This is a genomic window from Andreprevotia chitinilytica DSM 18519, assembly GCF_000711875.1.
In the GTDB taxonomy this organism is placed as follows: Bacteria; Pseudomonadota; Gammaproteobacteria; order Burkholderiales; family Chitinibacteraceae; genus Andreprevotia; species Andreprevotia chitinilytica.
In genome coordinates, this window is sequence record NZ_JONM01000003.1 from 271,417 (window position 1) to 296,270 (window position 24,854).

General features: G+C 60.9%; 14 protein-coding genes. 8 read left to right on the forward strand and 6 right to left on the reverse strand.

Features of this window, described 5'->3' with window-relative positions:
• Positions 1-108 precede the first annotated feature (108 nt).
• The gene (locus tag BR41_RS22750) at positions 109-2,997 is read right to left on the reverse strand and encodes a PAS domain S-box protein (protein ID WP_051710355.1); all 2,889 of its coding nucleotides are present in this window, start codon (positions 2,995-2,997) and stop codon (positions 109-111) included.
• A gap of 240 nt (positions 2,998-3,237) precedes the next feature.
• Positions 3,238-5,154 carry an ATP-binding cassette domain-containing protein gene (locus BR41_RS06405; RefSeq protein WP_035054204.1) on the reverse strand — a complete coding sequence of 639 codons (1,917 nt, stop codon included), beginning with the start codon at positions 5,152-5,154 and terminating at the stop codon, positions 3,238-3,240.
• 320 nt (positions 5,155-5,474) lie between these two features.
• On the opposite strand from BR41_RS06405, the gene BR41_RS06410 reads away from it, so the two are divergent.
• Positions 5,475-5,717, forward strand: a complete 243-nt coding sequence (locus BR41_RS06410; protein ID WP_035054224.1) for a hypothetical protein — start codon at positions 5,475-5,477, stop codon at positions 5,715-5,717.
• A gap of 262 nt (positions 5,718-5,979) precedes the next feature.
• On the opposite strand, the gene acnA is transcribed toward BR41_RS06410, so the two are convergent.
• Positions 5,980-8,796: an aconitate hydratase AcnA gene (gene acnA / locus BR41_RS06415; RefSeq protein ID WP_035054235.1), complete on the reverse strand. Its 2,817-nt coding sequence runs from the start codon at positions 8,794-8,796 to the stop codon at positions 5,980-5,982.
• Between the two features lie 669 nt (positions 8,797-9,465).
• Positions 9,466-10,380, reverse strand: a complete 915-nt coding sequence (locus BR41_RS06420; protein ID WP_035054249.1) for a LysR family transcriptional regulator — start codon at positions 10,378-10,380, stop codon at positions 9,466-9,468.
• Between the two features lie 131 nt (positions 10,381-10,511).
• On the opposite strand from BR41_RS06420, the gene BR41_RS06425 reads away from it, so the two are divergent.
• Positions 10,512-10,688 carry a 4-oxalocrotonate tautomerase gene (locus BR41_RS06425; RefSeq protein ID WP_281173997.1) on the forward strand — a complete coding sequence of 59 codons (177 nt, stop codon included), beginning with the start codon at positions 10,512-10,514 and terminating at the stop codon, positions 10,686-10,688.
• 151 nt (positions 10,689-10,839) lie between these two features.
• On the opposite strand, the gene BR41_RS06430 is transcribed toward BR41_RS06425, so the two are convergent.
• Together BR41_RS06430 and BR41_RS06435 are read right to left on the reverse strand one after the other, a co-directional pair.
• Positions 10,840-11,223, reverse strand: coding sequence for a YXWGXW repeat-containing protein (locus BR41_RS06430; protein WP_035054252.1), 384 nt, complete (start codon positions 11,221-11,223; stop codon positions 10,840-10,842).
• 196 nt (positions 11,224-11,419) lie between these two features.
• Positions 11,420-12,418 (reverse strand): LacI family DNA-binding transcriptional regulator, encoded by a 999-nt coding sequence (locus tag BR41_RS06435; RefSeq protein WP_035054255.1) that lies wholly within the window; start codon positions 12,416-12,418, stop codon positions 11,420-11,422.
• Positions 12,419-12,723: 305 nt separating this feature from the next.
• On the opposite strand from BR41_RS06435, the gene BR41_RS06440 reads away from it, so the two are divergent.
• From BR41_RS06440 to BR41_RS06465, 6 genes are all read left to right on the forward strand, one after another.
• Positions 12,724-13,974, forward strand: a complete 1,251-nt coding sequence (locus BR41_RS06440; protein WP_035054257.1) for an extracellular solute-binding protein — start codon at positions 12,724-12,726, stop codon at positions 13,972-13,974.
• Between the two features lie 403 nt (positions 13,975-14,377).
• Positions 14,378-15,349, forward strand: coding sequence for a carbohydrate ABC transporter permease (locus BR41_RS06445; protein ID WP_084186880.1), 972 nt, complete (start codon positions 14,378-14,380; stop codon positions 15,347-15,349).
• 2 nt (positions 15,350-15,351) lie between these two features.
• The gene (locus BR41_RS06450; RefSeq protein ID WP_051710359.1) at positions 15,352-16,215 is read left to right on the forward strand and encodes a carbohydrate ABC transporter permease; all 864 of its coding nucleotides are present in this window, start codon (positions 15,352-15,354) and stop codon (positions 16,213-16,215) included.
• 317 nt (positions 16,216-16,532) lie between these two features.
• Positions 16,533-17,861, forward strand: coding sequence for a GH1 family beta-glucosidase (locus tag BR41_RS06455; RefSeq protein WP_035054259.1), 1,329 nt, complete (start codon positions 16,533-16,535; stop codon positions 17,859-17,861).
• Position 17,862: 1 nt separating this feature from the next.
• Entirely contained in the window at positions 17,863-18,954 is a 1,092-nt protein-coding gene (locus BR41_RS06460) for an ABC transporter ATP-binding protein (RefSeq protein ID WP_035054260.1), read from the forward strand.
• A 283-nt stretch (positions 18,955-19,237) separates the two neighbouring features.
• Positions 19,238-24,691 carry a galactose-binding domain-containing protein gene (locus BR41_RS06465; RefSeq protein WP_084186882.1) on the forward strand — a complete coding sequence of 1,818 codons (5,454 nt, stop codon included), beginning with the start codon at positions 19,238-19,240 and terminating at the stop codon, positions 24,689-24,691.
• The last annotated feature ends 163 nt before the right edge of the window (positions 24,692-24,854 follow it).

Sequence of the window (24,854 nt, forward strand, 5' to 3'; positions counted from 1 at the left end):
ATCTGGTGTGGCTTGCCTAGCACGGTAAAAACCTTAGTCGATTGCTGCATATACCTCGCCACCCATATACGGCGGGTTACGCAGCAAGCTGCTAACCCGCCCTACATATCAATGCAGCGCCCGCTCCGCAGGCAGCATGATGGTGAACACCGCGCCACCGTCCGGGTGGTTGCTGGCCTCGATCGTGCCATTGTGGTCTTCCATGATCTGGCGGCAGATCGACAGGCCAAGACCGGTGCCGCCCGCCGCCCGCACGCGGGTGCTCTGGATGAATTTGTCGAAGATCATGTCGAGTTCTTCGTCCGGCACGCCGGGGCCGTGGTCGCGCACGGTCAGGCCGACGGCGGGGCGGCCGTCGTTGAACAGGCTGAGGGGGATGTAGCCGACGTCGATGTCGGTGCCGTCCGGACTGAACTTGATGGCATTGGAGAGCAGGTTGACGACCACCTGCGTGATGCGGCCCTTGTCGAACACCGAATAAAGCGGCGGCGTGCCGTCGTTGGTTTTCAGGCGCAGCTGCTTGCTGGCGAGCAGCGAGCCGATTTCGGTGGCGGCTTGCTGCACGACGAGTTGCAGGCAGTTGTGGGTCTTGTCGTACGGCATCTTGTTGGCTTCGAGGCGTGACATGTCCAGCAGGTCGTTCAGCAGCACCAGCAGCCGGTTGCCGCTGGAGTGGATGCGCTCGAAATAGCGGTTCAGGCTGATGCCCGATTCGCCCTTGCTGATTTTCGACAAGCCCATCTCGGAGAAGCTGAGGATGGCATGCATCGGCGTGCGCAGCTCGTGCGACATATTGGCCAGGAACGACGACTTGGCAAGGTTGGCGGCTTCGGCGGCTTCCTTGGCATCCATCAGGTTCTTCTCGATTTCCTTCAGGTGCGAAATATTGGTGAGGAAGGCGAAGGCGTATTCGAGCTGGTTGTTTTCGTCGTTGATCGAGGTCGAGCTGACCAGGAAGGGCAGCGGTTCATCCAGGGTCGAGGTGAGGATGATTTCGCCGGCGTGGTTGCGTACGCCGCCGCCCTGGAACAGCTCTTGCGGGAACAGTTTGTCGGCGTTTTCGCCCCACAGTGCCTGCGGGCGCTGGCCGATCATGTCCTCTCGCCGGAAGCCAAGCAGCCGGCACAGCGACTGGTTGACGTCGACGATGTGCTGCGCGGCATCGATCAGCAGGAAACCGTCGGCGGTGGAGTCGATGATGGTGCGCTTGAGTCGTTCGGACTGGCGTAGCGCCTGCGCCGCGATGCGCTGTGCGGTCACTTCCTCGATCACGCAGATCATGCCGCGGCTGCGCTCGCCCGGCACCAGCGACTTGGCATAGACCATGGCCCAGAAACCGGAGTGATCCTTGCGGTAAAGCTCCAGCTCGCCGCGATACACACCGCCTTCATCGATGCGGTTCCAGATGGTGTCGATCAGCTCGCTGCCACGGGCTGGGCTGGCGAAGATCATGTGCGACGGCTGGCCGATGACGGCGCTGGAGTTATGCCCGAACAGGGTTTCGAACGCCGGATTGACGAGGCGGATGGTCTGCCGCACCGCCAGCATGATCGCGAGCGGGCTGGCATCGAGCACGGTGCGGATTTCGGCGGTGCGTTCCAGCACCAGGTCTTGCAGGTGATCGCGGTGGCGGCGCAGCTCGCGCTCGGTGTTCTGGCGCTCGCTGATGTCGCGTACGGTGGCGCACACGTAGGCGTCTTGCTCGAACTCGATCAGGTTGAAGGTGATTTCAACCGGCTGCAGGCGCTCGTTACGGTCGCGCTGGTGGGTGGTTTCCGTCGTTTGCCGTTGCTGGACCAACTGAGCCCACAAGGCATCCCAGCGCCGGCTTTCGAAGTCCGGGTAGAGATCGCCGAAGCGCATGGTGAGCAACTCGGACTGGTTGTAATGCGTCTGCACGCTGGCGCTGCGGTTGGCGTAGGCGAGCTTGCTTTGCGGATCGGCCCACAACACGAGGTCGGGCGCTTCATCCACGGTGAACTGCGTGAGGTGCAGGCGGGTTTCGATCTGTTCGACCCGCTTGAGTTGCCGCAGCAGCAGGTACAGCAATACGCTGACGATCAGCCACAAAAAGACCGCAATGAAAATGCGGGTGGTGAGGGCGCTATAGAATTTTTCCAGTACCGCCGATTCGCTGACGGAAACCAGGATCAGCAGCGGCAATTCGCCTTCGCTGGCGTGGAAGGCGAACAGCCGGCGCTGGCCATTGGTTGGGTCGACTTCCGCATAGGTGGTGGCGTGTTTGAGCCGGCGTTGCTCGAATGCCAGCGAATCGCGGTCACGCAGGTTCTGGCCCATGTGGCTGGCGTCGAACGGGTAGTTGAGCAGCACTACGCCATCGCTGCGCAGTAACTGGATGCGCGTGCTTGGGTCGAGTTTGAGCGCATCGTAGAACTGCAGGAAATACCTGGGTTCGACACCGGCCAGCACCAGCCCGCCAAAACTGCCATCCGGTTTGTTGATACGCTGGGTGATCGGAATCAGCCATTGGCCATCGGTGCGGCTGACCACGGGCAGCTCGATCATCGGCGCGTTGGTGGGGGCGTTTTGATGGAACTTGAAATAGGCACGGTCGGAGAGATCGACGCGGCGGGTCGGGTATTCCAGCCCGTGCGCCTGGATCTTGCCGTGGCTATCGACAGAGATGATGCCGCGCACTTGCGGCGTGAGGCTGATCCGGTCGCGCATCAGCACGTGGCTGCGGTATTCGTCTGCGTTATCGACGCCGCCAGTGGTCTGGAACATCTCGATGATGTTCTGCATGGCTTGCTCGACCGAAATCAGCGAGCGGGTGGCGTGTTCATCCAGCGAGCGCGCCAGCGAGAGGTTCTGCCGCTCGGCTTCTTCTTGCGCTTGCTGGTAATCGCGCATGGTCAGCCAACCCAGCGTTACCGCGCCAATCAACACCAACACCACGTATAGAAGAATAAGGCCGCGGCGCAGTGGCTGCAGCGGCGTGGTCAGCGTGTTGGCGGTGCGGCGTTTGAACCAGCGCATGGGTCCTGGGTGATTCGTATAGTTATTAGTGGTGAACGTATGTGGAACGGCTTTTAGAGCCTGTTCAAAGTCTTTTTTGGCAACGGTTTATGTTGCCTTTCCCCCCTTTTTGAAGGGGGGCTAGGGGGGATTTCTGCGGCGTCTCAACATTCACGGGTGTCGAAATCCCCCTCAATCCCCCTTCAAAAAGGGGGAAGTAAAACCTTGCAGCGCTTCACGTAAACGAGGAGGAGAAAACCTCTATCGCCCCGCCTGGCTCTTCGCTTCCAGCATTTCCCAGCGTTCGAGCTTTTCCAGCATTCCGGTTTCAATGCTTTCGATTCTAGCTTGCATTTCGCGCGCCTTGTCCGGCGACTGCCGATACAGCTCCGGATCGAGCAAAGCCTGTTGTATATCCGCCTGTTCCGCTTCCAGCGCGGCGATGTCTGCCGGCAGGCGTTCCAGTTCGCGCTGCTCGTTGAAACTGAGCTTGGTCGCGCGGTTTTTCGGTTTTTCGGCGGTGGGTTTGGCGGCTTCCTCGTTTTTCTTCTCGGCCGGCTTCAGGCTGGCCATGCGTGCTTTGGCCGTGATCCAGTCATCATAGCCGCCAGCGTTTTCAATCAGTTTGCCGTTGCCCTCGAATGCGATGGTCTGCGTGACGACGTTATCCAGGAATGCCCGGTCGTGGCTCACCAGGAACAGCGTGCCGGGGTAGTCGGCCAGCAGGTTCTCCAGCAGCTCCAGCGTATCGATATCCAGATCGTTGGTCGGCTCATCCAGCACCAGCACGTTGGCCGGCTTGGTGAACAGCATCGCCAGCAGCAATCGGTTACGTTCGCCGCCAGAGAGCGATTTGACAGGGCTGCGGGCGCGTTCCGGGGCGAACAGGAACTCTTCCAGATAGCCCATCACGTGCTTGCGCACGCCGCCGATCTCGACGAAATCCTTGCCTTGGCCGATCACGTCGACGATGGCTTTTTCCTCGTCCAGCTGGGTGCGGAACTGGTCGAAATACGCCACTTGCAGATTGGTGCCGCGTTTGACGGTGCCGATATCCGGCTCCAGCTCGCCCAGCACCAGTTTCAGGAAGGTGGTCTTGCCCACGCCGTTCGGGCCGATCAGGCCAATGCGGTCCCCGCGCAGGATGCGGGTGGTGAAGGCATCGACCAGTACTTTCTCGCCACCGCCAGCAACGGGGAAGGCTTTGCGGACGTCTTCGAACTCTGCCACCAGTTTGCCGCTACGTTCGCCGGTATCCAGCGTGAAGCCGACGTTGCCGACGCGCTCGCGCCGGGCCGAGCGGTCGCGCCGCAGTTGTTCCAGCCGGCGCACGCGGCCTTCGTTGCGGGTGCGGCGGGCCTCGATGCCCTTGCGAATCCACACTTCTTCTTGCGCCAACACCTTGTCGAATTTCTTGTTGACGACTTCTTCCTGCGCCAGCAGCTCGGCCTTGCGGGTTTCGTAGGTGCTGAAGTTGCCGGGGAAGCTGGTCATCCGGCCGCGATCCAGCTCGACGATGCGGGTGGCGACGTTATCCAGAAAGCGCCGATCGTGGGTGATGAAAAGCACGCTGCCGGCAAAGTTCTTGAGCAGGTTTTCCAGCCATTCGATGGCGGAGACATCCAGATGGTTGGTCGGCTCGTCCAGCAGCAACAGCTGTGGTTCCAGTACCAGTGCCCGTGCCAGCGCCACGCGCTTTTTCCAGCCGCCGGAGAGTTCGGCGATCCTGGTTTCGGCGGGCAGGCCAAGGTGGGAGAGGGTGGTGGCGATCAGCGCATCGAAACGCCAGCCATCGCGGATTTCCAGCTCGTGCTGCAGCTCCATCAGCTTGGCCAGCGCCTCTTCCGAGCCATCCTGCGTGGCGGCGACGGCGTGGTAATCCGTGAGCACTTGCTTGAGCGTGCCCAAACCCTCGGCAACGGCTTCGAACACGGTGGCATCGAGCGGGAATTCGGGTTCCTGGGCCACGTAGGCCACGCGTGCTTCCTGCGAGATGCGGATGTCGCCGTCGTCCAGCTTGGTGACGCCGGCCACTGCCTTTAATAGCGATGATTTGCCCTGGCCATTGCGGCCGATCAGACCGACCCGCTCGCCGGGCTCGACCGACAGACTGGCATGGTCCAACAGCGGCCAGTGACCGAAGGCGAGGGAGGCGTTTTCGACGAGCAATAAGGGCATGGTGGGGCAGTTGGGCAATCAAACAGGGCGCTCATTATGAACCTATTTCAAGTCCAGCCGGCCGTTGCGTGTGAGCGAGTGGCTTGGGCTGGTGATGAAGGGATGGGCAAGGTCGACTAATGGCGGGGTTGGATCGGGACGAATTGATCGTGATGGCGAGTTCTGACGCGTTACCAAACATGTTCTGTCATATTTTAGATAAATATTGTCAGCAATAAGTATGTTTATCTTGGCGAATCAGTATTAGCAAACTATGTTGGTGTGGCGATGATTGTTGTCGCTATTTAATAAAATAACTTACTTTTTTAGGAAGATTCGTCATGAAGCTTGCATACATTGCCGCTCTCGGCTTTGCACTGTCGTCCGTATTTGCTGCCGCTGCAGACCTTGATCTGACCACCCGCACTTCGGCTGCCTATGACAGTGGCCTGATCGTCGCCAGCACCTGCGTGCCGCGTCCTTTCCCGGCTTGCTACTACGGCACACCGGGCTCGCAATACTATTGCCCGCTGACTGTCGATGATATTCAGCGCCTGACCTGCACCGGCCCGTACGCGAACTAAGCCGTTTTGCATTGCCAGTAACAAGGAAGGGGCCGAATGGCCCCTTCTGTGTTTTGGGTTTAAGGGCCTGTTCAAAGGCTCGCAAACAGTCAACTTGAAGCGCAGCAGGTTTTTACCTCCCCCTTTTTGAAGGGGGAATGAGGGGGATTTCGACGTCGATTGATTTTGAGATGTCGCAGAAATCCCCCCTAGCCCCCCTTCATAAAGGGGGGGATGGCAACATATGCCGTTGCCGAAAAAGACTTTGAACAGACCCAAGAAATTAACCAGCCATCAATTCCCGCAACACAAACGGCAGGATGCCGCCGTGCCGGTAGTAATCGACCTCGATCGGGGTATCGATCCGGCACCGCACCGCCACATCGCGCGATTTGCCATCGGCGTAGTGGATGCGCAAGGTCAGGTCTTGTTGCGGGCTCAGGTCGGCGGTCACGCCCAGCACATCATAGGTTTCCGTGCCGACCAGCCCGAGCGACGTCGCGCTGTCATCCCCTTTGAACTGCAGCGGCAACACGCCCATACCGACCAGGTTGGAGCGGTGGATGCGCTCGAAGCTGCGCGCCACCACTGCTTTCACCCCCAGCAGCTGCGTACCTTTGGCGGCCCAGTCACGGCTGGAGCCAGTGCCGTATTCCTCGCCAGCGATGACCACGGTCGGCGTGCCGCGTGCGATATAGCTTTGCGCCGCGTCGTAGACGGTCGTCTGCTTGCCATCGAGCAGCGTAAAGCCGCCTTCGACGCGACGGCCGTCCGCGTCGGGTGGCAGCATCAGGTTCTTCACCCGCACATTGGCGAAGGTGCCGCGAATCATCACGTCATGATTCCCGCGCCGCGAGCCGTAGCTGTTGAAGTCCGGGCGCTGGATGCCTTTGGACTGCAGGTATTGGCCAGCCGGGGTCTTGTCGCTGAACGAGCCGGCCGGGCTGATGTGATCGGTGGTGACCGAATCACCCAGGATCAGCAACGGTTTGGCACCGCGAATCTCGCCGAAGGTGCCCGGCTGCATGCTGAAGCCATCAAAGAACGGCGGCTTGGCGATATAGGTCGATTCCGGCCACGAGTACACCTGCCCGGTCGGGGCGGGGATTTCGTTCCACAGCGGCAGGTCTTGGGTGAAATCGCGATACAGGCGCTGGAAGGTGGCCGGGTCGAGCGCTTGCGGCAACAGCTTGTTGATCTCGTCTGAATTCGGCCAGACGTCGCGCAGATAGACCGGTTTGCCGTCCTTGTCGTCGCCCAGCGGTTCGTGATCCAGATCGATATTGGCGCGGCCGGCGATGGCGAATGCCACCACCAGCGGTGGCGAGGCCAGATAGTTGGCGCGGATGTTGGGGTGGATGCGCGCCTCGAAATTGCGGTTGCCGGAGAGCACGGCAGCGGCGATCACGTCGTTGTCGGTGATGGCGGCGTTCAGCTCCGGCGTCAGGTCGCCCGAATTGCCGATACAGGTGGTGCAGCCGTAGCCAGCCAGCGCAAAACCCAGTGTCGCCAGCGGCTCCAACAGCCCGGTTTTCTCCAGGTAATCCGTCACCACCCGCGAGCCGGGCGCGAGGCTGGTCTTGATGTGCGGCTGCACGCGCAAGCCTTTTTCGACTGCCTTTTTCGCCAGCAAACCGGCCGCGAGCAATACGCCGGGGTTGGAGGTATTGGTGCAGCTGGTGATGGCAGCGATCAGCACGTCGCCGTGACCGAGGTCGATGCCGGTATCGTGACCCGCCTCGACATGGTTGGGCGTATTGCGGTTATCGGCCATTTCCAGCTCGTTGCGCTGCAGGTCGGAGCGTTTGAGATGCTGGTTGTCGCCGATTGCCTGACTGGTGCTCACCCCAACCGGATAGCGCTTGTGCAAGTCACCGGGGAGCTTGCCGAAGCCGTTTTCCGCGCCCGGTTTGCTGAACAGCGCGTTGAAGTTCTCCCGCATCGCCGGCAGCTCGATGCGGTCTTGCGGGCGCTTGGGGCCGGCGAGGCTGGGCACGATGCTGTCGAGGTTGAGCGTGAGCGTCTTGCTGTAATCGATATCGCCAGCCTTGGGGATGCCAAACAGCTGCTGCGCCTTGAAATAGGCTTCGAACGCTTCGATTTCGGCATCCAGCCGACCGGTCCCGCGCAGATAGGCGATGGTTTTTTCATCCACCGGGAAGAAGCCCATCGTCGCGCCATATTCCGGGGCCATGTTGGCGATGGTGGCGCGGTCGGTCACGGTGAGGCTGGCGGTGCCAGCCCCGAAGAATTCGACGAACTTGCCGACCACTTTTTCCCGCCGCAGCAGCTCGGTTACGGTCAGCACCAGATCGGTGGCAGTGACGCCTTCACGCAGCTTGCCGGTCAGCTCCACGCCGACCACATCCGGTGTGAGGAAATACACCGGCTGGCCCAGCATGCCAGCCTCGGCCTCGATCCCGCCAACACCCCAGCCGACCACGCCCACGGCGTTGATCATGGTGGTGTGGCTATCGGTGCCGACCAGCGTATCCGGATAGGCCACGCCGTCTTTCACCTGCACGCCACGGAACAGGTATTCCAGGTTGACCTGATGCACGATACCGATGCCGGGCGGCACCACCTTGAAGGTATCGAACGCCTGCATGCCCCATTTCATGAATTGATAGCGCTCGCGATTGCGGCTGAACTCCATCTCCATGTTCTTCTGCAGTGCATCCGGCTGGCCGAATACATCGACCTGGATCGAGTGATCGACCACCAGATCGACCGGCACCAGCGGTTCAATCGTCTTCGGGTTCTTGCCGAGCTTTTCCGCCGCGCTGCGCATGGCCGCCAGATCGCACAGCAGCGGCACGCCGGTGAAGTCCTGCAGCACCACCCGCGCGACCACGAAAGGGATTTCATCGGTGCGTTCGGCATTCGGCCGCCAGTTGGCGAGCTGTTTGACGTGCTCCGCGGCGACTTTCTTGCCATCGCAATTGCGCAGTACCGATTCCAGCACCAGTCGGATCGACACCGGCAAGCGCGAGATCGGCCCGATGCCGGTGGCTTCGAGCGCTGGCAGACTGAAGTAATCGAGGGTGCGGTTGTTGGCGAGCGTGAGCGTCTTGCGAGTGTTGGCAAAAGCGTGCGACATGGCTTGCTCCTGGGATGGGGGGATTGGTGCGGGGTAACTGGCGGAGTAAGGGGTGCGACCCGCCGGTGTGATCCCGGTTCGCACTGTTTCGCCATTTATCTTGGACGATGGCGCGGGCAATTCAATCGATAACGCCAAGCCGTCCGGCAGGGCGCGCAATTGCATGCTTTTGACCGGTGGGACGAGGGCGAAATCGCTGGTCAGAAAGCCCTGCTTGGAATCTGTTTACGATCTTTTGAGAGATGGTTCAGCGAACAGATGCGGCGCAATGCCCTTCGCGTGCAAATCTTTGATTTGCCCAGCTACAGGGATTGCGCCCTACAAAACAACAGACTTCGCAAACAGGTGCCATCGTTATTTCTGCAATGGTTGCGCCTCGGGGTTTTCTCCCCTTTCGCTAAGCGCCGAGGGAGTGTCGCGAGACCTTAGGAAGTTGTTCTCATAAAAGCGGACCGACCGAGGGTAGCCCGTGGCGTGCGAAGCTTTGCTTCGTTCAGCCAGAGACGCCCAGCGGGGGTCGCCTTTGGGGAGGAGGGGGCTAAAGGAAAATGTACAGCCCGAGACAAAGTCCCTTCCCCGGTCGCGGGACGGAACCCGCTGTAACGCTTTTACTCGCGCCACAGGCGCATAACTTGAAAGACCGTGAACACGTACTCAGACTGAACAGAATCAACGGCTCGCGGCGACTGCCGCATTTTCCGAACCGAGATGCAGCAGCAGAAAATCGATCACGCTGCGCAGCTTCGCCGTGGGCCGGCGATCCTGTGCGTAGATCAGGTACATCGGCGTTCGCATATATGACCACTCCGGCAGTACCGGCAACAAACGGCCGGTGGCGAGGTCATCGGCCAGCAGTGCTTCGGGCTGCAGCACGATCCCGGCGCCGTGCAAGGCGGCGATGCGCAGGGCGCTGCCCTGATTCGCGGTGAAAGGGCCTTTCACCACCACTTCGCAGGTTTCCCCGGCCGGCCCCTGCAGGCGCCAGCGATCATGCCGGCGCCAGTACGAGATGCCCAGGCAGGCGTGCGCGCTCAATTGTTCGGGGTGTTCAGGCTGGCCATGCCGAGCCAGATAGCTTGGCGATGCGGCCAGTACCCGGCGGTAAGGGCGCAACGGCCGGGCGACGAGGTCGGGCGGGGCGATGTCACCAATGTGGATACCCAATTCGTAGCCTTCCTCGATCAAGTCCGGTACGCGGTTGTCCAGGGTGAGTTCCACGCTTACTTCGGGGTAGAGGGCCATATATGCCGTGAGCACCGGCACCAGGCCATGGCTGCCAAAGCTGACCGGCGCAATCATCCGCAGCCGGCCGCGTGGGCTAGCCTGCAACTCCAAGGCGCTGGCCTCGGCCAGCTCCACCTCGGCCAGCGCCTGTTTGCAACGCTCGTAATAGAGGCGGCCCACCTCGGTGAGCTGTTGTCGGCGGGTGGTGCGATGGAGCAGGCGAGCCCCCAAGCGTTGTTCGATGGTGCGAATGTGTTTGGCCGCCATGGTCGGCGAAACCTGGCTGGCATCGGCTGCGGCGCGGAAGCTGCCGCTTTCCACTACACGCACGAACATCGCCATGCCGGCTAGTTTGTCCACGATTGAAAACCTGCAGGTTTGGAATGGATCAAATCATGGCATATTTATCTGCGATGCGAGATGCATAACACTGCAAGGCATCAGCACCCCATTCCGAGGCGCTGCTTACTGGAGAACTTGCCATTCCGACCTTGCACCTGGAAATGCACCCTGGCCGCACGCTGGAACAGAAGCGTGCCTTCGTTCGCGAAGCCACCCAAGTCGCCGTCGAAACATTGGGCTGCCCGCCGGAGAGCGTGGATATCCTGATCAGCGAAGTGCCGCGTGATGCCTGGGCCAAAGGCGGCAAGCTGCTCGCGGATGGTTGAATTGGTCAATGGCGCAAATTGCAATTTCATCCGGCATTGAAATGATATGACTTGATATGCGCCCAAACAAAAACCCGCCAATTCGGCGGGTTTTTGTTTGGGGCCATTGTTTGAAGCATCACCTTTGAAGCGCATCACGCCCACGGGCGCATTACGAATGCCAGCTGCCTTTGATCCACACCCAGCCACCCATATCCCAACGCCAGTGACCCGGCACCCAGAAATGACGCGGCGAGGGAGCGATGGTGATTTGTTCGACGATGATTGGCGGCATCGGCGCAACTTCCTGTTGCACCCAATTACCATGCGCCCAAACCCAGTCGTGGCCTTCCCACTTCCAGTGGCCGGGAACCCAGTTCCAGCCACGGCCCGGCGGGTTGCCGCGCTCTTCGTGGATGGGGGCCGGCATGGCGCGGATCACCGGGCGCTCTACCACGGTCTCGTGCACAACGACGCGCTCATGGGTGGCGCAGCCGCTTAAAGCGCCGAGCAATGCGGCGGAGCAGACCAGTGCAGTGCAAAGGGTTTTTTTCATTATTCAATTGATCCTGTTTGCTTCTGTTTGCTTTAACGAATTGGAAAATCCAATCGCAAATGATGGTCCGGCGCGGATGAATGAACATCCAGGGCGAAAGCCGGGGGAGCATTGCTTGCCGCGTATTAAACGGGCAGATGTTGAATCCGGTACACACGCATTGCGTAACCACATGTTGGATTGTTTTGCCGTTTACCTACGCCCGCCGCACCGACTCCCGCACCACCAGCTCAAACTGCGGCTGCACCACGGTTTCGGTTTTGCCGGCCAGCATGTTCAGCAACGTTTGCCCGGCCAGCTTGCCCAGCTCGAACGTCGGCTGGCGAATGGTGGTGAGCGGCGGCAGCATGTAATTGGCGAGCAGCAGATCATCGAAGCCGATCAACGAGAGGTCTTCCGGCACCCGGATGCCACGCCGATACAGGCCAAGCCGTGCACCGAGCGCGCTTTGATCGTTTGCCGCAAAGATGGCGGTGAACGAGCCGCGTGCTTCCAGCAGCTGGTTGATCGCCAGCATGCCGCCCGCTTCAGAAAAATCGCCGCCGGCGATCAGCTTGGCATCCGGCTTGATCCCGGCGGTTTTCAGGGCGCGTTTGTAGCCTTGCAAGCGCGCTTCGGTATCCGGCTGGCCCACGCGGCCGCTGATATGCGCGATGCGGCGGTGCCCTTGTTCCAGCAGGTATTGCGTGGCCTCGAAGGCGGCTTGTTCGTTATCCACCGCCAGCCCGACTGCACGTGGCATATCCATGCGGCGGCCGGTCACCACCATCGGCACCTGCCGTGAGAGCGACTGGATCTGTTTGTCGCTGGCGGTCGAGGTGAAGATGATGATGCCGTCCACGCGGCGGGCGATCAGCAGCTCGGCGTGATCTTTTTCTTCACGCGCCTGCCAGTGGCCGCTGACGATCAGCAGCGCATAGCCCGTGCCGGCAATCGCCTGCTCGACGCCTTTGAGTTCTTCGCCAAAGAACGGCGATTCCAGCGCCTGGGTGACGATGCCGATGGTCTTGGTGCTGCCACTTTTCAGGCTTTGGGCCAGCACATTGGGCGTGAAATCAAGTAGCTCGATGGCGCGGGCAATCGCCTCTTGCTTGATCTTGGAGACGCTGGTGACGCCAGTCAGGTAGCGCGATACGGTGCTGGCGGATACGCCGGCTTCCCGTGCGACATCGAGTACGGTGATGTTTTGCGACAAGTTTGCTTCCACTCATTGTTGAGGCGTTGTCTCGATCAGCCCAAACGCACCATTTTTGGGATGGCGCGCATGGGCTGGCTGCAAATTTCCTTGCTGCGTGTTCATCTCGTTTAGCCGATGCATCCATGTGGTGCGAATGACGCACCTAAATGGAATTACCTATTGCCGGAGCGCATAGGTCGTCCGAAACTGAAAACGCTTTCATGAAATCGATTTCAAAAATAACGGCACAAATAGCACATAAATGGCCAAGAACAAGAAATCGTTTTCATTTTACTACAAACCCTTGGAAGGAGAGATGAGCGATGAAACAAGTAGTACGACTCGCAGTGCTGGGCGCGTTGGCCGCCGCAGCTGCGCCGGTATGGTCCGCCGCCACAGTCACCTTGACCGTGGCCAGCTTTCCGGACTTTGATCGCGCCGTGCAGGCGGCGATCCCGCTGTACAAGAAGCTCCACCCGGAGATCGAAATCAAACTGGTCAGCCGCGAGCGGGTCGACCACGTCAACGCGCTGACGACCGAGCTGGCGTCCGGCGCAGGGCTGCCGGATGTGATGGGGCTGGAGATCGGTTTTGTCGGCCGCTTTATCGCCTCCGGCGGGCTGGAGGACTTGTCCAAGGCGCCGTACAACGCGGGCCAGTTCAAGAACCTGACCACCAGTTATTCCTGGGTACAGGGGCAGGGCGCGAATGGGGATATCTACGCACTGCCGGCCGATGTCGGCCCCGGTGCGCTGTTCTATCGCAAGGATCTGCTCGACAAGGCCGGTGTGGCCGAGGCCGATCTGACCAAGTCCTGGGAGACCTATATCGCGGCCGGCAAGAAGGTCAAAGCCACGACTGGCGCTTACCTGATCGCCAGCCCCCAAGACCTGAAGGACATCTATATCCGCTCCAACCTCAAGAACGACGAGGGGATTTACTTCGATCGGGCGGGCAAGGTCATCGTCAACAGCCCGCGGTTTGAAAATGCCTTCAAGCTGGCCAAGCAAGCCAATGACCTCGGCATCGCCGGCAACATCAAGCAATGGACCAACGAGTGGTCGGCCGGCTTCCAGCATGACCAGATCGCTACGCAGGCGATGGGCGCGTGGTTGGCCGGGCACCTGGGGCACTGGCTGGCGCCGAACAAATCCGGCCTGTGGCGCTCGGCCCCGCTGCCCAATGGGGCGTTCGCGTCTTGGGGCGGCTCTTTCTACGCGATTCCGGCCAAGTCCACCCACAAGGTGGAAGCGTATGAATTCGTGAAATTCATGACCACCAACCGCGAGCAGCAGATCAACGCCTTCAAGGTGCTCGATGCCTTCCCGGCGCTCAAGTCGGCGCAAACCGATGCATCGATGGACGAGCCGATCGAATACCTGGGCGGCCAGAGGGCTCGCCTGCAATGGCGCGATGCCGTCACCCACGTGCCGGAAATCCCCATCAACAAGAACGATGGCGTGGCGGAAGACATCATCAATGATCAGCTGGATCAAGTGGTGCATCAGAACAAGGACATCAAGACTGCCTTGGCCGATGCGCAGGCGGATATCGAGCGCCGGGCTCGTCGTTGAGGGGTGTTGCGGTCTGACCAGTTTCCCTGACGGTTTTGGGTATGTCCCCCCTTTTTGAAGGGGGGCTAGGGGGGATTTCTGCGGCATTTCAACTTGTGATGACGTCGAAATCCCCCTCAATCCCCCTTCAAAAAGGGGGAAGCAAAACCCTACATCGTCTCAAGCTAACTGCTGGAGAGATTTTGAACAGGCCCTTGGCACTGGAATCAGCTGCCAGACCCTTCCGCTTTGCGTTCGTTGTTGCCGGTAGCTGCAACTGCCTGTGTGTGGTGGTGGCGAACGCAAAGCGGAAGGGCCTCGCAGCCGGATTCAGGTTCGCCAGCTGTTCAGGGTGGCTGGTTACAGGGTCGAGTGGCGCAGGCAGGCCGTTCGAATGTTTTCCCGATATTGCGGAGCAAGATTCATGGAATCCGTGCTGTCCCCCGGCATCAGTGCCGTCACGCTGCCCCGTCGCAAGCGAATCCAACCGTGGAAATGGGCGCCGTATTTATTCATCAGCCCGTTTCTGCTCATCTTTGCCGTGTTCGGCGTGTTTCCACTGCTGTTTTCCGCCACCTTGTCGTTCGCGCAATGGGACCCGGCGGCCGGCTTTGGGGCGATCAAGTGGATCAGCTTCGATAACTACAAATTCGTACTGACCGATGCCTGGTTCTGGAAGTCATTGGGCAATACGGTGTACATCGCCATTGCCTCCGGGCTGCCGCAGCATCTGGTGGCGATTCCGTTCGCGGCGTTTCTCTGTACCGTGCTGCGGGCGCGCAATGTGGTGCTGGGCGCGTACTTCCTGCCATTCATTACCTCCAGCGTCGCCATCGCGCTGATCTTCAGCTCGCTGTTTTCCAAGGACTTCGGCGAGGTCAACAGCATCCTGATGGCCTTGCATGATCTGCCGCTGATTGGCGGGCTGTTCCCGGATCACAAGGTGGATTGGCTGCTCGATACCTCGCTGGTCAAACCCACGGTGAGCTTCGTAGTGTTCTGGCGCTATGTGGGCTGGAACACGGTGCTGTATCTGGCGGCGATGCAGACCATCCCGGGCGAGTTGTATGAAGCGGCCACACTGGATGGCGCGAGCACCTGGCGCAAGTTCTGGCACATCACCCTGCCGATGACGCGGCCGATGATGTTCTTCGCCGTATCGCTCACCCTCATCAACAACCTGCAGCTGTTTGAAGAGCCCTTCATCTTGCTGGGGGACAACGGCGGCACCGGGCAGGCCGGCATGACCACCGCCATGTACGTGTATCGCACCGCGTTCTATTTCAGTGATTTCGGCACTGCGTGTGCGATTTCCTGGGTGATGTTCGTACTGATTGCGGTGTTGTCCTGGGGCAATCACAAGCTGTTCGCGCTGGCGTCCGGCGGGGAGGAATGACCATGACCCCAATCAAGCAATCCAAGCAATCCACGCAATTCAAGCAACCCTCACGCAGTCGCATGCTGGCGTGGCTCATCGTCGGCATGGGCGCGGTGCTGATGCTGGCGCCGTTCTACTTCACGTTCGTACTGGCCACCCAGCCGCGCGAGGCGATTTTCCATATCCCGCCGCCGATGTGGTTTGGTGAGTCGCTGCTGCACAACATCCGCCTGCTCACCGGCTTGATTCCGTTCTGGCACAACCTCGGCATGAGCCTGTACGTGGCGGTGATGACCACCGTGCTGGCGCTGTTCTTTTGCTCGATGGCCGGTTACGCCTTTGCCATGTACGACTTCCGCTTCAAGAAAACGCTGTTTGCCATCGTGCTGGGCAGCATGTTGCTGCCACCGTTTCTGGGGCTGATCCCGACCTTCATGCTGATGAACTTCCTCGGCTGGCTGGATCAACCGCGTGCCTTGTACCTGCCGGCAGCGGCAGCGGCGTTCGGGATTTTCTTGATGCGCCAATACATCGGCTCCGCCGTGCCCAAGGAATTGCTGGAAGCGGCGCGCATCGATGGCTGCGGCGAATTCCGCATCTATTGGAAGGTGGTGCTGCCACTGATCGGGCCGGCGCTGGGCACCTTGGGGCTGATTACCTTCATCACCAGCTGGAACAGCTTTTTGCAGCCCCTGGTGATCATGCATTCGCCGGAGAACTTCACGCTGCCGGTGGCGCTGCGCAGCATCCAGAGCACCACCAATACCGACTGGGGTGCGGTGATGGCGGGGTCGGCCATTGCGGTCATGCCGCTGGTGATCCTGTTCGCCTTGTTCTCACGCCGTCTTATTTCCGGGCTGACTGCTGGGGCGGTCAAGGGCTAAGCGCATGTTCACGATCTTTACAAATTGCAGCAACCGCTGTTGTTCCCCCCTTTTTGAAGGGGGGCTAGGGGGGATTTCTGCGGCATCTCAAGTTGCCACGACGTCGAAATCCTCTGACTGAGCGAGTCAAAGACTCGCACGCGCACAATCCCCCTTTGCCGTACGAATCTTTGATTCGCACAGGCATAAAAGGGGGAAGTAACACCTTGAAACGCTTCGAGTACGCGGTTTCGCAAGATCGTAAACAGGCTCTATGGGGCGGCTTGCCCCAGCATCACCCGCACTACGCGTTTAAAACCTAAAAAAATGGAGTTGTCATGACGATTCAGCAAACTTTTCCCCGCGACTTTATCTGGGGCGTTGCGACCAGTGCCTTCCAGATCGAAGGCGCGGCTGCCGTGGATGGGCGTGGCCCGTCGATCTGGGACACCTTCTGCGCGCTTCCCGGCAAGATCATCGACGGCAGCGATGGCGTCACGACATGCGATCACTATCACCGCTACCCGGAAGACGTCGCCATCATGGCCGGCCTGGGGGTGGATGCGTATCGGTTCTCCCTGTCCTGGTCACGCGTTCAGCCGCGGGGCTATGGGGACTGGAATGAAGCGGGGTTTGATTTCTACGACCGTCTGCTGGGCGAGCTGGAAGCCGAAGGCATCCACGCCTATCTCACGCTGTATCACTGGGATTTGCCGCAGGCCTTGCAGGATCGCGGTGGCTGGGCCAATCGCGACACGGCATACCGCTTTGCCGAGTACGCCGCCGAAGTAGGGCGTCGCTTTGGGCATCGTCTGGCGGGCATCGCCACCCATAACGAGCCGTTCTGCACTGCCTTCATCGGCAATGAGGTTGGCCGTTTTGCACCGGGCTACCAAGACCCCGGCCTTGCGGCGCAAGTGGCGCATCACTTGCTGCTGTCGCATGGTCTGGCGGTCAAGGCCATGCGCGCGGCGGGCGTGACTGCGCCGCTGGGCATCGTGCTGAATCAATCCGATGCGGATGCCGCTACCGATAGCGCGGCCGATCGCGTGCAGGCGCAGCTGGAATACGAGCAGTTCACCGGCTGGTTCATGGACCCGCTGCTCAAAGGCCACTACCCACCGTTGGCGCTGGCGCATCTGGGCGACAACGCGCCGCAAGTGCAGGACGGCGACTTCGAGATCATCGGCCAGCCGCTCGATTTCCTCGGCGTGAACTACTACTTCCGCATCTGGGCCAGCACCAGCGACCCGCAAGTGCCGCGCCCGAATCCGCAAGGCCTCACCGACATGGGCTGGGAAGTCTATGCCCAAGGGCTGAGCGATCTGCTGCTGCGCCTGCAGCGCGAATACGGCGCGGCGCTGCCGCCGATCTACATCACCGAAAACGGCATGGCCAATGCGGATCAGATTACCGACGGCGAGATTCACGATCCGCAGCGCATTGCCTTTCTGCACACCCATCTGACCGCGCTGGCCGATGCCATGCAGCACGGCGTGGATGTCCGCGGCTATTTCGAATGGAGCCTGCTGGACAACTTCGAATGGGATTCCGGTTTATCCAAGCGCTTCGGCATCGTGCATGTGGATTACCAGACGCAAAAACGCACGCTCAAAGACAGTGCGTACTGGTATCGCGAATTCATCAGCCAGCAAAAGCGGGGCTGAGATGGCGACGATCTCTCTGCGCAATATCAACAAGACCTACGGCGACAATCCGCCAGTGATCGACGGCTTGAATCTGGATGTGCAAAAGGGCGAGTTCGTGGTGTTCGTCGGCCCATCCGGCTGCGGCAAATCCACCTTGCTGCGCATGATCGCCGGCCTGGAAGAAATCTCGGGCGGCGATCTGCATATCGATGGCGAGCGGGCCAACGATCTGCATCCGTCCGAGCGCGGTATTGCCATGGTGTTCCAGAACTACGCGCTGTATCCGCACATGACCGTGGGCGCGAACATGGGCTTCGCGCTCAAGCTCGCCGGCATGGACAAACGCCAGATCAACGAGGCGGTGGGGCGGGCCGCCGAGGTGCTGCACATTACCCATCTGCTGCACCGCAAGCCGGCCGCACTCTCTGGCGGGCAGCGCCAGCGCGTCGCCATCGGTCGCGCCATCGTGCGCCAGCCCAAGGTATTCCTGTTCGACGAACCCTTATCCAATCTGGACGCCTCGCTGCGCGTGCAGATGCGGATCGAGTTGGCACGCCTGCATAGCGAACTTGGTACCACCATGGTTTACGTCACGCACGATCAAGTCGAGGCGATGACCTTGGGCAACCGGATCGCCGTGTTCAACCAGGGCAAGCTCGAACAGGTCGGCGCGCCGATCTCGCTGTACAAGGAACCGCGCAGCACCTTCGTCGCCGGCTTTCTTGGCTCCCCCAAGATGAACTTCCTGGCCTGCCAGACCGTGGGCGAGGCGACCGACAGCCTGATGCTGAAAGTCGGCTCGACCCAAGGGCTGGCCTTGGCGCGCACCCCCGTGGCCGGCATGCCGGCGGACGTCACCCTGGGCATCCGCCCCGAGCACGTGCGGCTGGTTTTACCCAGTGATGGGCTGCGGGCACGGGTCGAACTGGTGGAGAACCTGGGCGATACGCAATTGGTGCACGCGGCTTTGGCCGGCTGCAGCGAAGCGTTTTCGATCCGCCTGCCCGGCGACAGCGCTACGCCCAACGTGGGTGAAACAGTAGGCGTGCAGATTGATGCCTCGCGGGCCCTGCTGTTTGATCGTGGCGGGCGGGCTTTGGGGTTGGGGTGAGGCCAAGGCATGGCGCGAATTCTCCCCTCGCCCGCTTGCGGGAGAGGGGCCGGGGGTGAGGGTCGTGCCAGATGCTGCGACATTTGCAAGCACCTTCATCCTAACCCTCTCCCACCAGTAGCTGGGCAAGGCTAAAGCCTTGCACGCGAGGGAGAGGGGAGCAAAAACATGAACAAGCACGCAGTGAAGTTGCAGATACACAACCCGCGTCAACCCGCCGTCGATTTCATTCAGTCCGACAGCACCGTTGCCGCTCAATCCGCAGTATGCAAAGGGGTCGTCCATGAAACAGTACGGAACATGGAAGCGGTTCGGCATTTGCCTTGCCGCTATATCTGCGTTCGTCGGGCTGCAAGTACCCACCGCCCAGGCGGTGTCGCTCGCCCCGTCCGAGCGCGTCAAGATCAATCTCGGCGAAACGCCGTGGAAATACCTCAAGGATCAGGACCCGGCCACGGCGATGGCCCCGTCTTTTGATGATTCAGGCTGGCTGTCGGTCGGCGTGCCGTATTCGGCCAACCAGCTCAACACCTTCATCAACACCGAATCCGGTGGCGGGGAAGGGTTTCTGGACGGCACCAAGAACTGGTATCGCAAGCATTTCACGCTCGGCGCCCAATACGCCAACCGCAAGGTCATGGTCGAGTTCGAAGGCGCGCATACCGGCGTGCAGGTCTATATCAACGGCCATTTCATTCCCGGCACCAGCACGCTCAATCCGCAGGCCACGCACGTGGTCGGCTTCATTCCGTTCATGGTCGATCTCACGCCCTACGTGAAATTCGACGGCTCGGACAACGTACTGGCGGTGAAGGTCGCCAAGAACGACACCTTCTTTGAATCGCCCGGCTTCTCTCAGGCGTTCCGCTTCGGTCAATCCGATGCCGGTCTGTTTCGCCCGGTCTACATGTACATCACGGACAAGGTGCACATTCCGCAGAACGTCTACGCCGGCCAGAACACCTGGGGGACTTACGTAGCGACGGTCGCGGCCAGCGATGCATCCGCCACGATCCGGGTGCAGACGAATGTGCTCAACGAAGGCACGGCCGCGCAGCCGGTGACGCTGACCACGCAGATTGTCGATGCCAACGGTAACGTGGTCGCCACCGCGCAAGACAACAAATCGGTCGCCGCCAATGTCACGCCGGGCCTGCATCCGCAGCTGTTCGATCAGACGCTCACGGTGACCAATCCGACGCTCTGGTATCCCAACAACAGCACCTACGGCAAGCCGTATATGTATCGCGTGTTCCATACCGTGAGCATCAACGGCGTGGTGGTGGATGCGGTCGAAAGCCCGCTCGGGATTCGCACGTTGACGTGGAACAAGAGCTTCCCGCTCATCAACGGCAAGGCGCATTTCCTGTGGGGCGGCTCGGGTCGCTACGACTACCCGGCGCTGGGCACATCGGTGCCGGAAGAGCAGCAATGGCGAGACTTGAAGCTGATGGCAGCAGCGGGCGGTAGCCTGTGGCGGCCGGGGCATTCCACCTCCAGCCCGGAGTTCGTCGCGGCTGCTGATGCCTACGGGATCATGATCGTGCAGCCGAGCGGCGATGGCGAAAACGGCTTTGCCGACGCCTGCACCGCACCGCCGTGCAACAAGCAGATTCTCAAGACCGAATTGCACCGCGACATGATCATCCGCGACCGCAGCCACCCGTCGATTCTGGCGTGGGAGGCTGATAACGGCGCAACGGATACGACATTTGCGCAAAGTTTGAAAGCGCTGTCGAAAGTCTGGGATCCGGTCGAAATGCGCGCGCAGGCCGACCGCACGCCCAATGCCGCCAATGGCGACATCCTCGGCTGCACGATGGAAGGGTGCGAGGTCCTGACCAAACAGATGTTCCCGAACAACCCGGCGTGGGGTTCTGAATACTGGGGCGCAGGTACGGCCCGCCAGGCTTGGGACTTTGAGCTCGCCTTCGCCGCGCCGTTTCTGGATAACTGGCGCAAGGGCGTAGCAGCGAATGCGTTCGGCATGGCGCAGTGGTATTTCGCGGATTCCCCCGGCGAAAGCAGCACCTACGCCGAAGGCACCACCGGCCCCAATGTCCGCTCGCTGGGCGCATCGATGGTGGACATGAACCGGCTGCCCAAGCTGCTGTATTACGTTTACCAAGCGGCCTGGACGCCGTATTCGATCAAACCGGTGGTTGCGTTGGCCCACCATTGGAACCGCTCCGGCACCGTGCGGGTGAACGCGTTCAGCAACTGCCCCTCGGTGCGCTTGCTGGTCAACGGCGTGGCGCAGGGCAAGGATCAAGTGCCTAACCCGTGGAACTCCGATTCCAGCGCCGATCTGTCGCAGAACACCACCAAGATGCCGTTCCAGGTGCATTGGGATGTGACCTGGGCCGCTGGCACCGTCACCGCGCAATGTCTGGATCAGTTCGGCGCTGTCGCTGCCACGGATCAGAAAGTCACCGCTGGCGTTGCCGACCATATCGTGCTGACGGTCGAACCGGCACTGGTCAAGCCGGATGGCTCGGCGTTTGCCGTCACAGCGAACGGTTCCGACGCGGCGTTTGTGCTGGCCAAAGTGGTCGATGCCCAAGGCAACGTTGTGCCGACCGCTGCCAACAACATCACCTTCGCAGTGAGCGGCCCGGCGACGTATCAGGGTGGTTCCGAGCAATATGTGACCACCGGCCAACCGCTGACCTACCACTCGCCGGGCGATCACGAACTGCAGGCGGAGGGCGGCTTGACCAAGATCGCCTTGCGTTCGCAATTCACCACCGGCCCGGTCACGGTGACGGCATCCAGCGCGGCATTGGGCACGGGCACCGTCACCTACACCATCCAGCCGATCGCGCATTCCACGCCGGCTGCCGAAGCCCCGTCGATCATTGCGCAACCGATTGCCGTTGCCGTCACGGCCGGGCAATCCGCGCATTTCTCGGTCACGGCATCCGGGGCAGGGCCGCTGTCATTCCAGTGGCAAAAGAACGGGGTGGCGATTGCCGGTGCAACCAGTGCCACGTATGACACCCCGGCCACCACGCTGGCCGACAACGGCGCGACGTATCGCGTGGTGATCAGCAACAGCCTGGGCACTGTCACCTCCGGCGATGCAGCTATCTCGGTGGTGGCTGCAGCCGCGCCAACGATCCAGACCCAACCGACTGCGGCCACCGTCGATGCCGGGCAGGCGGCGCACTTTGCCGTTACGGTCGCGGGCTCGCCGGTATTGCAATATCAGTGGCAAAAGAACGGCGTGGCGATTGCTGGCGCGACCAGCAGCAGCTACGACACCCCGGTACTGGGCACCGCTGACGATGGCGGCATGTATGCGGTGGTGGTCACCAATCCGGTCGGCTCGGTGACGTCGACTGCGGTTCGGTTGACGGTGAATGCTGCTCGTGCGCCGACCGTGACCACGCAGCCGACCAGCGTAGTGGCGATTCCGGGCCAACCGGCCAGCTTCACCGTGGTCGCGGCCGGCTCTGCGCCGTTCCATTACCAGTGGCTGAAAGATGGCGCCAATGTCGGCACCGATGCGCCGACGCTGACCATTGCTGCCGTGCAGAACAGCGATGCCGGTAACTACACGGTGGTGATCAGCAACGTCGCCGGCAACGTGACCAGCGCCGTCGCCAATCTGAAAATGGCCCCGCCGGGCGTCAACATGGCGCTGGGCAAGGTGGCGACCGCCAGCAGCTACGAAAACCAGCAAGGCAACCCGGCATCCAATGTGGTGGACGGCAATACCACCACCAAATGGGGCTCGGCCTTTGTTGATCCGTCGTGGATCGAGATCGATCTGGGTGCGCCGCAAACCTTCAACCGCATCATCCTGCGCTGGGAAGCGGCCTATGCCGTGGCGTACCAGATTCAGGTCTCCAACGACCATGCGAACTGGTCAACGGTTTACACGCAGACCGCAGGCGTAGGCGGCATCGAAGACTTCAGCTTCAACAGCGCCACGGCGCGCTATGTGCGGATGTATGGCACCCAGCGCGGCACGCAGTACGGGTATTCGCTGTATGAGTTCGAGGTCTACAACGTTGCCAACTGCGGCGATGCCAACGAGCGCTATACCGTGCTGGATACAGCCAACGTCCGCGACAACCTGAGCCAGCTGAAGTGGCGGCGTGCGCAGTATTCCTACACCGATCAGGGGGCGCAGTTCACCCAGCCGATCGCGGCCGGTTATTGCGCCAGCCTGAGCATGCGCTTGCCCAGCAAGGACGAAGCCCTCGCCATCAGCGGCAGCAACGCGGCGTCTTGCGCGTTCCCGTCGCCGTGGAATACCTGGACCTCCACCAGCTATGAGCAAGACAGCACCTATGCCTACTGGGTCTCGTCGGCCGGCACCGCCAGCATGGGCGTCGCCACCAACTTCCCCGGCTGGGCGTTGTGCGTGCAAGGCACGGCTGTCGTCGCACCGACCATCACCACGCAACCGGTCAACCAGACGGTGAACGTGGGGCAATCGGCGCATTTCTCGGTGGTGGCAAGCGGTAGCGGCACGCTGAGTTACCAGTGGTTCAAGAACGGCAATCCGGTTGCGACGACCACCGTGCCGGCCTATGACACACCAGCCACGGTGGCTGCCGATAACGGCGCTGTTTACAAGGTCACGGTCAGCAATGCCCAAGGCGCCAGCACAACCAGCAACACGGCCACGCTGACGGTATCGGGTACGGGGGGTGGAACGGTCGGCGTGAATCTGGCGCTGGGCAAGCCGGCCACAGCCAGCAGCTACGAGAACCCGACCGTGAATGCGGCTTCGATGGCATTCGATGGCGACAACACCACGCGCTGGTCCTCGGCCTTCGTCGATCCGGCCTGGATTGCGGTTGATCTGGGCACGGCGCAAACCTTCGACCACGTGGTGCTGCGCTGGGAAGCGGCTTATGGCAAGGCGTATCAGATCCAGGTGTCCAGCGATAACCAGAACTGGACGCCGGTCTATACGCAAACCGCTGGAGCAGGGGGTGTTGAAGACATTCACTTCACCGCGACAACGGCCCGCTACGTGCGCATGTATGGCACGGCCCGCGGTACGCAATACGGCTACTCCTTGTACGAGTTCGGGGTGTATTCCTCGACCGCTACAACCGCACCGACCATTGCCACCCAACCCGCCAGTCAAAGCGTAGCCGCAGGGCAAGCGGCGACCTTCAGCGTGGCGGCCAGTGGTTCGGGTACCTTGACCTATCAATGGCGGAAGAACGGCGTGAACATCGCCGGTGCTACGGCGGCGAGCTATACCACCCCGGCCACGGTCGCCGCCGATAACGGCGCGGCATTCGTCGTGGTCGTTACCGATGCCAGCGGCGCGAGCACGACCAGCAACACGGCCGTTCTCACCGTGACGGGTACGGCGGCGGTGAATCTGGCCTTGGGCAAGTCCGCCAAAGCCAGCGGCAACGAAAACCCGGCGTTCTCTCAACCGGCCTATGTAACCGATGGCGATCTGACCACGCGCTGGTCATCCACGTTTGTCGATCCGTCCTGGGTTGAAATTGATCTGGGCTCGGTGCAGGCCATCAGCCGTGTAGTACTGCGCTGGGAGACGGCCTACGCCAAGGCGTATCAGATTCAAGTCTCCAACGACGAGGTGAACTGGACGACCGCCTATACCCAGAATGCCGGGCAAGGCGGCGTCGAGAACGTCTCGTTCCCCAGCGTGACCGGTCGCTATGTGCGCATGTATGGCACCACCCGCGCCACGCAGTATGGCTACTCGCTGTATGAGTTCGAGGTGTATGCGGGGAGTTAGCCAGATCGGGCGCTAAAACCAGCGTTGCTGGAAAAAACGAGCCGGCCCGCGATGGCATTGGATGCATCGCGGGCCGGTTCTTTTTCAACGGTTTGCCCGGTGAATAAAGCGTGGCAGGCAGGTTGGCCGATGGTGGCAGATTTTGCGCATAGGGACATGTCAT

Bases quoted from the DNA above. Each gene is read 5' to 3' on its own strand.
- BR41_RS22750 (WP_051710355.1), bottom strand. From the start codon at position 2,997: ATGCGCTGGTTCAAACGCCGCACCGCCAACACGCTGACCACGCCGCTG.
- BR41_RS06405 (WP_035054204.1), bottom strand. From the start codon at position 5,154: ATGCCCTTATTGCTCGTCGAAAACGCCTCCCTCGCCTTCGGTCACTGG.
- BR41_RS06410 (WP_035054224.1), top strand. From the start codon at position 5,475: ATGAAGCTTGCATACATTGCCGCTCTCGGCTTTGCACTGTCGTCCGTA.
- acnA (WP_035054235.1), bottom strand. From the start codon at position 8,796: ATGTCGCACGCTTTTGCCAACACTCGCAAGACGCTCACGCTCGCCAAC.
- BR41_RS06430 (WP_035054252.1), bottom strand. From the start codon at position 11,223: ATGAAAAAAACCCTTTGCACTGCACTGGTCTGCTCCGCCGCATTGCTC.
- BR41_RS06440 (WP_035054257.1), top strand. From the start codon at position 12,724: ATGAAACAAGTAGTACGACTCGCAGTGCTGGGCGCGTTGGCCGCCGCA.
- BR41_RS06445 (WP_084186880.1), top strand. From the start codon at position 14,378: ATGGAATCCGTGCTGTCCCCCGGCATCAGTGCCGTCACGCTGCCCCGT.
- BR41_RS06450 (WP_051710359.1), top strand. From the start codon at position 15,352: ATGACCCCAATCAAGCAATCCAAGCAATCCACGCAATTCAAGCAACCC.
- BR41_RS06455 (WP_035054259.1), top strand. From the start codon at position 16,533: ATGACGATTCAGCAAACTTTTCCCCGCGACTTTATCTGGGGCGTTGCG.
- BR41_RS06460 (WP_035054260.1), top strand. From the start codon at position 17,863: ATGGCGACGATCTCTCTGCGCAATATCAACAAGACCTACGGCGACAAT.
- BR41_RS06465 (WP_084186882.1), top strand. From the start codon at position 19,238: ATGAAACAGTACGGAACATGGAAGCGGTTCGGCATTTGCCTTGCCGCT.